The sequence below is a fragment of the Desulfuromonas soudanensis genome, assembly GCF_001278055.1.
Lineage (GTDB): Bacteria > Desulfobacterota > Desulfuromonadia > Desulfuromonadales > WTL > Deferrimonas > Deferrimonas soudanensis.
Window position 1 is genome coordinate 2,662,697 of record NZ_CP010802.1, and the last position, 13,195, is coordinate 2,675,891.

Sequence of the window (13,195 nt, forward strand, 5' to 3'; positions counted from 1 at the left end):
AGACCGTACTGCAGGTCAATCCCGCCCGGGCCCTGCAAAAGTTCTGCGAGAAACTCATTCCCCTCCACTTTCCGGGACTTGCCCCGGAATCGCTCGTGACCCGCTCACCGGAGGAACTCGACTTCTTCCTCCAACGCACCGGACGCATCGTCGTCAAACCCCTGACGGACTGCAGCGGACGGGGGATCATTGCCCTCGACAGGGATGAACCCGACCGCCATCTCCTCCTCAGGCAGGCGACCGCCGGCGGCAGTCGCTTCGTGCAGGGGCAGCGGTTTCTGCCGGAGATCGAAGGCGGAGACAAACGGGTCCTGCTGCTGGGGGGAAAGATTCTGGGCTGGATCAGGCGGGTGCCGAAAGCGGGGGATTTCCGCTCCAACGTCAATGCCGGCGGGCGCTGCGTCCCCTGCGAACTCAGTGCCGGGGACCGGGACATCTGTGCACGCCTGGCTCCCTGGCTGGTCCGGGAGGGGATCCATCTGGCCGGAGTGGATATCGTCGGCAGCCATGTCCTCGAGGTCAACATCACCAGCCCCTCCTGCCTGCGGGAGATGAATGACCTGGGAAATGAGCGCCTGGAGGAAAAGGTTATCGACTATGTGGAAGGATGCTGCCGACCCTGAAGGCCGGCGGCCTCCTTCGCCTTTAGCGAACCGGAACCGGCGCCTCCTGCACGACACCGGAAACCGGTACGCGGATTTCCGCGGCTCCGGCGGCGATGTCGCGAATCAGGATATAGGCGTTCAGACTGGTGGTGGAGGTCCCCGGGGTGGCGGTGACCGTGGCCAGGGTGGATTCGCCGGGGCCGAGGCGGGTGGCCCCGAGGGAGACCTTGAGGTCCGGATGGGTGGCCTGCGCCGAGATCTGGAGGAGGTCACGGCTCCCCTGGTTGGTCAGGGTCAGTTGCACCTCCCGGGAGGCCCCGGGAATCATGGTCCCGAGGTTGATCCGCTCGGGAGCCGGCAGGATCTCCTGCCTGACGATCCCCCGCAACTGAAACTGGGCCGTCTTCTGAGCGGGGTCGTTGGAGTAGAGGGTCACGGTCTTGACCACATTCCCGCGGAAGCGGCTCGAGTCGAAGGTGGTCCGGATCTCCCCCCGCTCGCCGGGGGGGATGGAGCGAACGGAGACCAGCGCCGCGGTACAGCCGCAGGAACTGCGCACCTGCTCGATTTCCAGGGGGGCATCTCCCTGATTGAGAAAAGTGAAGGTATGCTCCACTTTCTGTCCAGCATAGATCTGGCCGAAATTGAAATCCGGCGCCTCGGCCACCAGCCTGGGAGTCGCGGCCAAGACCGGTAGAGCAGGCAATAGGAGCAAAAGCAGTAGGCCGCAGAGCGTTCTCTTCATCGTCTGACCTGTCCCTTTCCATCCCTGGGGATGACAGAAATTCAAGATGTTAACGACAGCGATAGTACCACGGCTTCGGCGCCGGGAACAATCCTTTGCGTCCTGCCGAATAAATTGACACAGATTGCTCAACTTGCTATAGAATACCCCGCAACCTTCGACATCTTACCTCAGGATTTACCTCATGTCCGACCCCATTTTAAAACTGCTCTACTCCAGGGAACAGATCGCCAGTCAGGTCCATCGCATCGCCGCCGAAATCAGTCACGACTACCGGGATCAGGAAGTCCTCCTGGTCGGCGTCCTCAAGGGCTCGTTTCTTTTTATCGCCGATCTCGTCCGCTCGATCACCTCGCCGCTCGTCGTCGATTTCGTTCGTCTGGCCAGTTACGGATCGGAAACCCAGTCCTCGGGAATCGTCGAAATCCGCAAGGACCTCGAAATGCCCATCAGGGGACGGGACGTCATCATCGTTGAGGATATCGTCGACAGCGGACTGACCCTGGAAACCCTTTACCATCGCCTGATGCAGCGGGGGCCCCGCTCCCTGAAAATCTGTACCCTGATCGACAAGAAGGCCCGGCGGGAAGTCGCCATTGAGCCCGACTATGTCGGCATCACCATGGACGACGGCTTCATCATCGGCTATGGCCTCGATTACGACGAGCGCTACCGCAATCTTCCGGACATCTACCTTGTGGAAGGCCCCTGAAGCCGGCCCAAAGGAGACAGCTACATGATTATCCAATGCACCGAGTGCCAATCCCGCTTCAAGCTTGCCGACGACAAGTTGAAGTCCGGGGGGGTCAAGGTCCGCTGCACCAAATGCCAGCATATTTTCACCGTCATGCCCCCCCCGAGTGAACCGGAGCCCGCCGCCGAAGAGATCTCCGAGCCGGGCCAGGACGACTTCAGTGGCTTCGACGCCGGGCAGGGAGGAGATTTCGACTTCGGTGTCGAGTCTTCTCCTGCCGCCGGCCCGCCCTCCGAAGCGGCTGGCGGGGATTTGGATTTCTCCTTCGAACCGACCCCCGATACCGACGATTTCTCCCTCGACACAGAGACCGGAGGCGAATTCTCCTTCGGCGGCGACGAGAGCGCTGCTGCAGACTTCTCCTTCGACCAGGATGAGACCGGGGCCGCGGATGACGACTTTTCCCTCGACGCCGACAACCCCTTTGCCGAAAAGGACGACGCCCCCTCCTGGGCGAGTCCGGACGTCGGCGGGCCGGCGGACGATTTCGATTTCGGCGGCGGGGAGGACACCTCCTTCGACTTTGAATCCGACCTCGAGGAAAATCTCAACGAACCGCCGCCCCTGGCCGCGCCGGCAGGACAGGGCGTCAATTCGGTCCAAGATGTTGAAAATACAGAGAAAAGACGAAAACCCAGCGCCGTAACGCCTCCGCCCGCCAGCCGCCCCAAGGGTCCGATGACCGGCCTGACCGTCTTTCTCCTGGTGCTCCTTCTGATCCTCGGGGGTGCGGCGGGCTATTTTGTCTGGTCCGGCAAATCCCTGGATATGGAGCAGCTGCTCGCTCGGCTGACCGGCCGCAAGATCCCGGCGGCAGAAGCCGGACAGATCAAGTTGACGGCGGTGAGCGGCTTTTTCGTCGCCAACAGGACGGAGGGGCAACTCTTCGTCATACGCGGCAAGGCCGTCAACGAATACTCCGAGGCCCGCTCGGCCATTGCCGTCAAGGGGACACTCTACAGCAAGAGCGGACAGGCCCTGATCCAGCAGACGGCCTACTGCGGCAATCCCCTCGACGACCAGGTCCTGCAGGAATGGCCCTTTGCCAAAATCGAGGAGAGCATGAGCAACCAGTTCGGCGACTCCCTCTCCAATCTCAATGTGGGACCGGGAAAAACGATCCCTTTTGCCATCGTTTTCAAAAATCTCCCTGCGGAACTGGCCGAATTCGCCACCGAGGTGAGCTCGTCCCAGCCCGGTTCCAAGCAGTAAAGACAAATCCCGGCGCTAAAACGACGAAAGCCGCACATCCCTGTGCGGCTTTTTCTTTTCACTCCGGAGCAAACGACCAAGGCAGGAGACTTACTTCTTCTCCTTCTCCTCGTCCTTCTCTTCCGTTTTGGGCGTGACGTCGATGGCGTCCGAGTCCAAAATCCCCTTTTTGAAGCTGCGGATCCCCTTGCCGAGGGCGCCGCCGATTTCCGGGAGCTTGCCGGCACCGAAAATAACCAGCACAAGAACAAGAATTATGATCAATTCCGTGGAACCGAGTCCGAACATAAAATCCTCCCGCCCCGATCATGGATGAGGCCGGCAACTGCCCGCGTAGGCAAGACAAACCGGGAGCGGCCGCAGGGGCCGCTCCCGGACCTGAATCAGGGTGCTTCGATTGCGTTCACCGGACAGGTGTCGACGCAGGCGCCGCAGTCGATGCAGGTTCCTGCATCGATGACACGGACATCGCCTTTTTCGCTGATCGCGGTGACGGGGCAAACGGGTTCGCAGGCGCCACAGTTGATACATTCGTCATTGATGGTGTAAGCCAAGGGAATCACCTCCTTCATGGTGGAAAATCTGGTCTTTTCGAAAGAGCATCTTATACTACTTCCAAAATGCTGTCCACCCCCAAAACAGCAGAGGAAGGGCACAAAATCCTTGCAAATACCAGTGTCTTCCTATAGTCTTTTATAACATTTTTACCAAGACTCATTTCCGCTCAGGGCGGGTTTTTTCGGGAAAACCCGCTTTGATTATTATGGGTTTCAGCTGGGCATCAAAACAGTATTTCAAAAAGCTTACGGTGCCGCCTGACCCCTGACCAAAACTGGAGGAGGTTATTGTTTCATGGATATTCTTGCATTGAACTGTGGCAGTTCTTCTGTCAAGTACCAGCTCTTTGACTGGAAGCGAAAGGAAGTCGTCGCCAAGGGGATGGTCGAGCGGGTCACCATCGGCGATTCGTTCATCATCCATGAGGTTCCCGGACGGGAAACCTATCGCGAAGAATATGAATGCCCCGATCACCGCATTGCCGTCCAGTTGATCATCAAAACGTTGACGGCCAGCACTCACGGCGTCGTCAAGGACATGAGCCAGATCTCCGCCGTCGGCCACCGCGTGGTCCACGGCGGTGAACATTTCACCTGTTCGGTCCTCATCGATGAGACCGTTCTCGACGCCATAAAAGGGGTTCAGCACCTGGCGCCCTTGCACAACCCCCCCAACATCTCGGGGATTGAGGCGGCCAAGGCTGTCCTTCCCGACGTGCCGCACATCGCCATTTTCGACACGGCCTTTCACCAGTCCATGCCGGCCCACGCCTATACCTACCCACTCCCCTACGAGTGGTACGAAAAATACGGGGTGCGGCGCTACGGATTCCACGGCACAAGCCACCTCTATGTTTCCAAAAGAGCGGCAGTCCTGCTCGGCAAAGATCCCAAAGACTGCAACATCATCACCATGCACATCGGCAACGGCGTCTCCCACTGCGCCATCAAGGGGGGCGTGTCCGTCGACACCTCCATGGGGCTGACGCCCCTGGAAGGCGCGGTCATGGGGACCCGCTGCGGCGACATCGACCCGGCCATTCCCGCCTTTATAATGGAGCAGGAAGGGTACACCCCCAAGGAAATCGATTCGATCCTCAACAAGAAATCAGGGGTTCTCGGGATCACCGGTCAGTACACCGACCGCCGCGATGTCATCGAAGGGAGCGAAAACGGGGACGCGCGCTGCACCCTGGCCCTGGCGATCGAGGGATACCGCCTCAAAAAGTATATCGGCTCCTACGCCGCCGCCATCGGTGCCCTCGATGCCGTGGTCTTTACCGCCGGCGTCGGAGAAATGGGGTGGCTGATTCGCGAAAAAGCCCTGGAAGGCCTTGAATTCATGGGGATTATTCTCGACAAGGAAAAGAACAAGAACACCATGACCCGCAAGCGCGAGAGCGTCATCACAACCCCCGAATCGCCGGTGAAGGTTTTCGTCATCCCGACGGACGAGGAGCTCGTCTTCACCGAAGACGTGGTCGGCATTCTCGAGGGGACCTATACCGATCACATGAATTTCCGCTATTCCTTCAGCGGAACCGATTTTCAGCGCAAGTAACCACTGCGGAACCGATAGCGAAATCGGGGGGATCGGCGGATTGACCGTCGGTCTCCCTTCGTTTTCAGCGGTTTTTCACCCCTCTGCGGAGAACCTGTCCATGCTCGGCATCGAAGAAATCGGCACCTACCTCCCGATCGGGAGGATTTCCAACTACGACCGGAAGAGCCAGTTCGGCATCGATGATTTTTTCATCGAAGAGAAGATCGGGGTGCGCCGGGTCTCGGTCAAGAGCCCCGAGGAGGAGACATCGGATCTGTGCCTTTCCGCCTTCGAGGACCTGCAGCGCCGCATTTCCCTGAACAAGGAGGAGATCGAGGCCGTGGTGGTGGTGACCCAGAATCCCGACTACAACATCCCTCACACCTCGGCCATTGTCCACGGCAAACTCGGGCTTCCCTCCCGTTGCGCCGCTTTCGACATCTCCCTGGGGTGCTCGGGGTTCGTCTACGCCCTCTCCGTCTTTCAGGCCTTCATGGCCGCCAACGGAATGAAGCGGGGGCTTCTCTTCACCGCCGACCCCTACTCAAAGGTCGTCGATCCCCAGGATAAGAACACCACCCTCCTCTTCGGCGACGGCGCCGCCGTCACCCTGATCTCGGAACATCCCCGATTTGTGACCGGACGCTCCACCTTCGGCACCCTGGGGAGCGAGTACCAAAAGCTGATCTGCCGGGACAGCACCCTGTTCATGAACGGCCGCGCCATTTTCAACTTCGCCGCCAAGGTCGTCCCCGACGACCTGCGGGAAATGGCCGCCAAAAACGGCATCGCCCTGGAGGAGATCGACCGCTTTCTCATCCACCAGGGGAGCAAGATCATCGTCGACACCATTGCCGCCAAACTCGGCCTCCCCGCCGAAAAGGTCCCCTACGCCACCCAGGACTACGGCAATACCGTCTCCTCGACCATCCCGATCCTGCTGCAAAACGAGTTCGACGGGACGGCGCGGACCATCGCCATCTGCGGCTTCGGCGTCGGGCTTTCCTGGGCCAGCTCCCTGCTGCGCCGGGTCTGAAACGGCAAAGGCCGGCGGGAAACCCCGCCGGCCTTTGCAAATTGTATCTGATAATAATCGAAGAGGACCGGCAGCTATCCCTGGGCCTGCACTGCGGTAATCGCCGAGACGTTGACAATGTCCTGGACCGAGCAACCGCGGGAGAGGTCGTTGACCGGTTTGGCCAATCCCTGAATGATCGGACCCACGGCCTCGGCCCCGGCGAGACGCTCGACGAGCTTGTAGCCGATGTTGCCGGCATCGAGGGTGGGGAAGATGATGGTGTTGGCCTTGCCGGCCACGGGAGAACCGGGGGCCTTCTTGGCTCCGACCTTGGGAAGGAGGGCGGCATCGGCCTGCAGTTCGCCGTCGATCTGCAAGGACGGATCCATCGCCTTGGCGATCTCCAGCGCCTTGAGAACCTTGTCGACGTCTTCATGCGCTGCGCTCCCCTTGGTGGAAAAGGAGAGCATCCCCACCCGGGCCGGAACACCGAGAAAGCTCTGGCAGCTGCGGGCGGTGGAGAGAGCGATTTCCGCCAGGGCCTGGGCGTCGGGATTGGGGTTGACGGCGCAATCGGCGAAGAGCAGGACTCCGTTCTCGCCGAACTCGGGGGTTTTGGTGACCATGAGAAAGACCGAGGAGACGGTCTTCATCCCCGGTGAGGTGCCGACCACCTGAAAGGCTGCACGGAGTACATCGCCGGTGGTATTGGACGCTCCGGCGACGGCGCCTCCGGCATCCCCGAGCCTGACCATCATCGAGCCGTAATAGAGGTTGTCTTCCCCGACCAGAAGAGCCCTGGCCTCCTCGCGAGAGAGCCCCTTTTTCTTGCGCAGCTCGACGAGTTCGTCGATATAGGCCTCGAGTTTCGGCGAGGTTTTGGGGTCGAGAAGGGTGACCCCGTCGAGGGAGGCGCCGAGCTCCCGGGCCCGGGCGTTGAGCACATCGGCGCTGCCGAGAAGCACAACCCTGGCCAGCCCGTCCTTGACAACTTCCCCTGCCGCCTCGATCATCCGGTCGTCGTACCCCTCGGGCAGGACCACGGTCTGCAGGTTTTTGCGGGCCTTGGCCTTGATCTGATCCACTAAATGCATAACAGATACCTCCTCCAAAACAGGATTTGATTTCGAACACTCCTTATACCCGATGGCTCCGAGGCGGTCAACTCCTTTCACTTCCGTATACGGAAGGGCCCGGAAGAAAACGGGGATGATTTCTAGCGCCTCCCCTCCCCTGTCATGTATAATGGCGACAATTTCCTAACCGCTCCCCGACGGCGTCGATTCATGGATCTGGACAACCGACACAATCTGCTCCTGGCGGGATTCATCACCCTCTCGCTTCTGCTGCACCTGCTGCTGGTCTATCTGCTGCCGGAGTTGCAACTCTTTCCGCCGCAACCGGACGAGAAACCCGTCTATGTCGAGATGCGCCCGGCCCCGTCCGAGCCCCGGGAAAGGGAACTCGATCTGCCGCTGCGTCCGGAAACCGACCGTCCCCGGGAAACGCCCGCCAAACGTCTCGGCCCCGAGGACCAGACGGTCCTCAAGGAGACCGCCCCCAAGGGGGATGCCGAAGAGGACCAGCGCCCCGACGCCCCGGTCCCTCCGGCCCCCAGGGCCAGACCGCAGCGCACCGCCCCGCAGACCTCTGTCCCGGTCAGCCAGGCGCCGCCGGGAGAGGGTCCGCAGTCGGGGGCCGCAAAGAGCCAAACCGCCCTGGAGACCCCTCCGACCCCGGTGCCGCTCCTCGACAGCAAGTCGCTGCTGCAACTCCCCGAAGCGACCATGGCCCGACTCGAAAAGGACTGGCGGCAGAAATACCGCGCCGACGTCGAGGAGGGGAACGCCGTCTGGCTCGACACGGAAAAGGATGTCCTGATCTCCTTTTTCCAGCGCTTTCGCAACAACATCTACAACGTCTGGAACTACCCCGGACAAGCCGCCGAACGCCGGGAAGAAGGGACCTGCCTCCTCAAGATCACCATCACCCGCGCCGGAGAGGTCCAGCAGGTGAGGATCCTGGAGAGTACCGGTTCCAAGATCCTCGACGACGAGGCGGTGGCCGCCGTTCGCCGGGGAGCGCCCTACGGCAGCCTCCCCCGCGCCTATTCGGGGGAGATCCTCAACATCTTCGCCTTTTTCAATTACAGCCTGTCGCGGCGGGTCATTTACTAAACGAGGCCATCGCCTCTGCAGAAGCAAAAAGGGGCTCCGTTACGGAGCCCCTTTTTATGGTCATTTTTCCCACTTCAGTCGCGGCTTGCGGGCGGCGCCTGTTTCGTCCATGCGTCCCACCCGGGTCTTTTTCGGCGCCTGGTGGAGCAAATCGGGATTCTCCCCGGCCTCGGCGGCGATGGAGAGCATGGCGTCGCAGAACTCATCGATGACTTCCTTACTCTCGGTCTCCGTCGGTTCGATCATGATCGCCCCCTTGACCACCAGGGGAAAATAGATCGTCGGCGGATGATAACCGTAATCGATCAGGCGCTTGGCCAGATCGAGGGTATGGCAGTTGCCTCCGAGATCCCGATCGGAGAAGACCACCTCGTGCAGCGACCGGGCGGTGTAGGGGAGATGATAGGTCCCCTCGAGGCGGGCGCGAATGTAGTTGGCGTTGAGCACCGCCATCTCGCTGGCCCGCTTCAGCCCCTCTCCCCCCATGCTGCGGATGTAGGCCCAGGCACGGACCATGATCCCGAAGTGACCGCCAAAAGCCTTCATCCGGCCGATGGACAGGGGCCGGTCGACCTCGAGGCGGTAGGTACCCTGCTCTTCGACGACCACCGGAACCGGCAGGAAGGGGGCGAGGACCGCCGTCACCCCCACCGGCCCGGAGCCGGGACCGCCTCCCCCGTGAGGGGTGGAAAAGGTCTTGTGCAGATTGAAGTGCATGACGTCGATCCCCATGTCGCCGGGACGGGCGATCCCCATCAGGGCGTTGAGGTTGGCGCCGTCACAGTAGACCAGCCCCCCCCCGTCATGGATGATCTGGCAGATTTCCCGGATCTGTGCTTCGAAAAGACCGAGGGTGTTGGGATTGGTGATCATGAGCGCCGCCACCTCGCCGCCCATGGCTGCGGCCACGGCAGCGGCCGAAAGGACGCCGTCGGAGGCGATCGGCACCACCTCGTAACCGCAGAGGGCGGCGGTGGCCGGATTGGTGCCGTGGGCGGTGTCGGGGATCAGCACCTTTTTGCGGCTATTCCCCTGCGCCTCGTGCCAGGCGCGGATCATCAGCATCCCGGCCAGTTCGCCGTGGGCGCCGGCCGCCGGCTGCAGGGTCACCGCCGGAAATCCGGAGATCTCGGCGAGAGCCTCCTGCAGGTCGTGCATCAATGCCAGCGCTCCCTGACTGAGGTGGTCGGGGGTCGAGGGGTGGGCCGCCGCCATCCCCGGGGTGCGGGCGGCGACCTCGTTGACCTTGGGGTTGTACTTCATGGTGCAGCTCCCCAGGGGGTAGAATCCCGAATCGACCCCGTAGTTCCAGGTGGAGAGCCGGGTGAAGTGGCGCACCACGTCGACCTCGGAGAGTTCGGGAAAACCGGAAACCTCCTCCCGCACCAGCGCGGCGGGGAGTCGGGCCGGGGGGACGTCGAGCCGGGGGAGGCTGTACCCCTTGCGCCCCGCATCGGAATGTTCGAAGAGGAGCTTTTCGTTGAGGATCAGCCCCTGGGTTCCGAGACTCTTCATTGCTTGCCTCCCGCCAGGGCCGAGACCAGGGCATCGATCTCCTCCCGGCTGTTCTGCTCGGTCACGCAGACCAGAAAACGTTTGTCCATCCCGGCAAAATAGCGCTGCAAAGGGATGCCGCCGAGGATCCCCTCCTTTTCGAGGCGCTCCAGAACGACAGCGGCCCCTTCGTCGGCCTCGACGACGAATTCGTTGAAGGTCGTCCCCGAAAGGGGGAGGGAGAAACCGGGGAGCGCGGCGATTTTCCCCTTGGCATATTCGGCCTTGGCGAGGTTATGGCCTGCCACCTCGCGGATTCCGGCCTTGCCGAGGAGCGCCAGATAGATGGTTGCCATCAGGGCGCAGAGCCCCTGGTTGGAGCAGATATTGGAGGTGGCCTTCTCGCGGCGGATGTGCTGCTCGCGGGTCGCCAGGGTGAGGACGAAGCCGCGCCGCCCCTCCCGATCGCAAGTCTGTCCCACCAGGCGTCCCGGCATGGAGCGGATATCCCCCTGCCGGACGGCGAAAAAGCCGAGATAGGGGCCGCCATAGGAGAGGGGGATGCCGAAACTCTGCCCCTCGCCGACGACGATGTCGGCCCCGAGTTCGCCCGGGCTTTTGAGGAGTCCCAGGGCGATCGGCTCCTGAACCACCGTCACCAGCCGGCCGCCGACGGCGTGAACGGCCGCAGCCTGCGCGGAGAGATCCTCGATCACGCCGAAGAAATTGGGATAGCCGCTGACCAGCGCCGCCGTCCGGTCGTCGAGGAGCCGCAAGAGGGCGGCGCCGTCGGTCCCCCCGCCGGCATCGCAGGGGACTTCGATGAGATCCAGATCGAGATAGCGGCAGTAGGTGCGCACCGTCGCCAGATATTCGGGATGGAGTGCCGAAGAGAGAAGAATTCGGCGGCGGCCGGTGGCGCGGACGGCCATCAGCACCGCTTCGGCGCAGCCTGAGGCGCCATCGTACATGGAGGCGTTGGCGGCATCCATGCCGGTGAGCTGGCAGATCAGGGTCTGATACTCGTAAATCGCCTGCAGGGTTCCCTGGCTGATTTCCGGCTGATAGGGTGTATAGGCGGTATAGAACTCGCTGCGGGAAATGAGCTGGTCGATGACCGCCGGGATGAAATGGTTGTAGGCGCCGCCGCCGAGAAAGGACGCATGGGTGTCCGCCGTGGCATTCTGCGCCGCCAGACGGCGGATTTTTTTCAGGAGTTCGCTCTCGGCGAGGGGCTCGCCAAGGGCCAGGGAGCGCCGCAGACGCAAGGAGGAAGGGATCTCGGCGAAGAGGTCGTCGACGGAGGTGACGCCGACGGTCTCCAGCATCTGCCGGACATCCTCGGCGGTATGGGGAATATAACGCATGGATTTCTCCTTGAAGCAGACAGCCCTGGCGCCGGCGGCGGAATCAGGCCTCTTCCTCGATGAAGGCCTGATAGGCGTCCGCGTCCATCAAATCATCGAGCTCGGCGGCATCGGAGATCTTGATCTTGATCATCCAGCCGTCCTCGTAGGGGGAGGTGTTGATGGTCTCCGGAGCGTCGGGAAGCTCTTCGTTGACTTCGATCACCTCGCCGCTCACCGGCGCATAGACGTCGGAGACGGCCTTGACCGATTCCACGACGCCGAAGGGTTTGCCGGCTTCGAGGAGGGTACCGACCTCGGGGAGCTCGACGAAGACCACGTCGCCGAGGGCGTCCTGGGCGAAATCGGAGATGCCGACGGTGACCAACTGGTCCTCCACCAGAACCCACTCATGCTCTTCGGTGTACCTGTACTCTTCGGGAAATTCCATGATTTGATCCTCCTGAAACCTGGGGGTTTGGGGACGGAGAGCGTCCGACCGGGAATAACGACTATTTTCTGACGAAGGGGGGCTTGACCACCACCGCGGCGACCGTGCGGCTGCGGATGCCGATCTGCAAAGGGGTGCCGATGACGGCGCAATCGGGTTCGACCAGAGCCAGGGCGATGCCGACCCGAAGGGACGGCGACAGGGTGCCGCTGGTCACCACCCCGACCCGACGCTCGCCTTCGTAAACCGGATAGTCGGCTCTCGGCACCCCCGGCTCGGTGAGGGTCAGGGCGACCAGACGTCGCGGAACTCCCTCTTCCTTCTGGCGCCGCAGGGCCTCCCGGCCGATGAAACTCGCCTTCTCCAGTTTGGTGATCCAGCCGAGCCCCCCCTCCAGGGGGGAGATCTCCTCGGAGAGTTCGTGGCCGTAGAGGGCGTACTTCATCTCCAGGCGCAAGGTGTCCCGGGCTCCGAGGCCGATGGGGAGGAGCCCGTCGCCGGCGCCGGTTTCCAGCAGGGCCTTCCAGAGGGTTTCGGCGCAATCCGGAGCAAAATAGAGCTCGAAGCCGTCCTCGCCGGTGTATCCGGTGCGGGAGATGATGACGGGAACTTCGGCCACCAACCCCTCGTAGAAATGGTAGTAGGGAATCTTCTTCAGGTCGGTATTGGTGAGCCGGGTGAGGATTGCCTCGGAGGCCGGTCCCTGCAGGGCGAGCTGGGCGAAGTCGTCGCTGCGGTTGCGCAGCTGCACGTCGGCAAAGCCCCCGTCCTCGAGGGCTGCCTCCATCCAGGCAAAATCCTTGTCGGTGTTGGCGGCGTTGACGCAGAAGAGGTAGTGGTCGCCATCGAAGCGGTAGAGGGTGACGTCGTCCACCACCCCGCCGTGGGGGTAGCAGAGCGCGCTGTACTGGACCTGACCGTTGACCAGGAGCGAGGCGTCGTTGATCGTCAGCTCCTGGATGAAGGCCAGACCTCCGCCCCCCCTGACCTCGATCTCCCCCATGTGCGAGACGTCGAAGAGGCCGGCGGCGTTGCGCACCGCCAGATGCTCTTCAATGACCCCGGTGTACTGCACCGGCATCTCCCAGCCGCCGAACTCGACCATCCGACCGCCGAGCTTTCGGTGTTCCTCATTCAACGGTGTCTTTTTCACCCTCACCTCCGGAGATTGAATTGAACGTTGAGTTTGGCAGCGTTCGGCGGCAATTCAACGCAAATAATGGACAAGTTCAAAATTAACGTTTAGGCGTCGGAAAATCGTTTTTTGCCACCAAGGCACCAAGACACCAAGTA

At 61.8% G+C, this 13,195-nt stretch carries 14 protein-coding genes; 6 read left to right on the forward strand and 8 right to left on the reverse strand.

Annotated elements, in window-relative coordinates; translation table 11 throughout:
- Positions 1-56: 56 nt before the first annotated feature.
- Positions 57-623 carry an ATP-grasp domain-containing protein gene (locus DSOUD_RS11950; protein ID WP_269745874.1) on the forward strand — a complete coding sequence of 189 codons (567 nt, stop codon included), beginning with the start codon at positions 57-59 and terminating at the stop codon, positions 621-623.
- Positions 624-645: 22 nt separating this feature from the next.
- Here DSOUD_RS11950 and DSOUD_RS11955 read toward each other — a convergent pair whose 3' ends face one another.
- Complete coding sequence (locus DSOUD_RS11955) at positions 646-1,350, reverse strand: DUF1573 domain-containing protein (protein ID WP_082351251.1); 705 nt, start codon at positions 1,348-1,350, stop codon at positions 646-648.
- A 184-nt stretch (positions 1,351-1,534) separates the two neighbouring features.
- Between DSOUD_RS11955 and hpt the strand changes: the two genes are divergently transcribed.
- Positions 1,535-2,062, forward strand: coding sequence for a hypoxanthine phosphoribosyltransferase (hpt, locus tag DSOUD_RS11960; protein ID WP_053551227.1), 528 nt, complete (start codon positions 1,535-1,537; stop codon positions 2,060-2,062).
- Positions 2,063-2,086: 24 nt separating this feature from the next.
- Positions 2,087-3,316 (forward strand): DUF3426 domain-containing protein, encoded by a 1,230-nt coding sequence (locus tag DSOUD_RS11965; protein ID WP_053551228.1) that lies wholly within the window; start codon positions 2,087-2,089, stop codon positions 3,314-3,316.
- A gap of 90 nt (positions 3,317-3,406) precedes the next feature.
- Here the strand turns inward: DSOUD_RS11965 and tatA are convergent, their stop codons facing one another.
- Positions 3,407-3,604 (reverse strand): twin-arginine translocase TatA/TatE family subunit, encoded by a 198-nt coding sequence (gene tatA / locus DSOUD_RS11970; RefSeq protein ID WP_053551229.1) that lies wholly within the window; start codon positions 3,602-3,604, stop codon positions 3,407-3,409.
- Between the two features lie 95 nt (positions 3,605-3,699).
- Positions 3,700-3,870, reverse strand: coding sequence for a DUF362 domain-containing protein (locus tag DSOUD_RS11975; RefSeq protein WP_053551230.1), 171 nt, complete (start codon positions 3,868-3,870; stop codon positions 3,700-3,702).
- A gap of 298 nt (positions 3,871-4,168) precedes the next feature.
- Here DSOUD_RS11975 and DSOUD_RS11980 point away from each other — a divergent pair, with 298 nt between their 5' ends.
- Together DSOUD_RS11980 and DSOUD_RS11985 are read left to right on the forward strand one after the other, a co-directional pair.
- Positions 4,169-5,434 (forward strand): acetate kinase, encoded by a 1,266-nt coding sequence (locus DSOUD_RS11980; protein ID WP_053551231.1) that lies wholly within the window; start codon positions 4,169-4,171, stop codon positions 5,432-5,434.
- A 100-nt stretch (positions 5,435-5,534) separates the two neighbouring features.
- A complete protein-coding gene (locus DSOUD_RS11985) occupies positions 5,535-6,452 on the forward strand; it encodes a 3-oxoacyl-ACP synthase III family protein (RefSeq protein WP_053551232.1) in 918 nt (305 codons plus the stop codon).
- A gap of 74 nt (positions 6,453-6,526) precedes the next feature.
- Here DSOUD_RS11985 and pta read toward each other — a convergent pair whose 3' ends face one another.
- Positions 6,527-7,528, reverse strand: coding sequence for a phosphate acetyltransferase (gene pta, locus DSOUD_RS11990; protein ID WP_053551233.1), 1,002 nt, complete (start codon positions 7,526-7,528; stop codon positions 6,527-6,529).
- Between the two features lie 192 nt (positions 7,529-7,720).
- Between pta and DSOUD_RS11995 the strand changes: the two genes are divergently transcribed.
- The gene (locus DSOUD_RS11995; RefSeq protein ID WP_053551234.1) at positions 7,721-8,611 is read left to right on the forward strand and encodes a TonB family protein; all 891 of its coding nucleotides are present in this window, start codon (positions 7,721-7,723) and stop codon (positions 8,609-8,611) included.
- A gap of 60 nt (positions 8,612-8,671) precedes the next feature.
- Here DSOUD_RS11995 and gcvPB read toward each other — a convergent pair whose 3' ends face one another.
- The 4 genes from gcvPB to gcvT all read right to left on the reverse strand — a co-directional run bounded on the left by gcvPB (position 8,672) and on the right by gcvT (position 13,061).
- Positions 8,672-10,126: an aminomethyl-transferring glycine dehydrogenase subunit GcvPB gene (gene gcvPB / locus DSOUD_RS12000; RefSeq protein WP_082351253.1), complete on the reverse strand. Its 1,455-nt coding sequence runs from the start codon at positions 10,124-10,126 to the stop codon at positions 8,672-8,674.
- Positions 10,123-11,472: an aminomethyl-transferring glycine dehydrogenase subunit GcvPA gene (gcvPA, locus tag DSOUD_RS12005; protein ID WP_053551236.1), complete on the reverse strand. Its 1,350-nt coding sequence runs from the start codon at positions 11,470-11,472 to the stop codon at positions 10,123-10,125. The genes gcvPB and gcvPA overlap by 4 nt, the downstream gene beginning before the upstream one ends.
- 43 nt (positions 11,473-11,515) lie before the next feature.
- Positions 11,516-11,902: a glycine cleavage system protein GcvH gene (gene gcvH / locus DSOUD_RS12010; protein WP_053551237.1), complete on the reverse strand. Its 387-nt coding sequence runs from the start codon at positions 11,900-11,902 to the stop codon at positions 11,516-11,518.
- Positions 11,903-11,963: 61 nt separating this feature from the next.
- On the reverse strand, positions 11,964-13,061 hold the full coding sequence (gene gcvT / locus DSOUD_RS12015) for a glycine cleavage system aminomethyltransferase GcvT (protein ID WP_082351254.1): 1,098 nt from the start codon (positions 13,059-13,061) through the stop codon (positions 11,964-11,966).
- Positions 13,062-13,195: the final 134 nt, after the last annotated feature.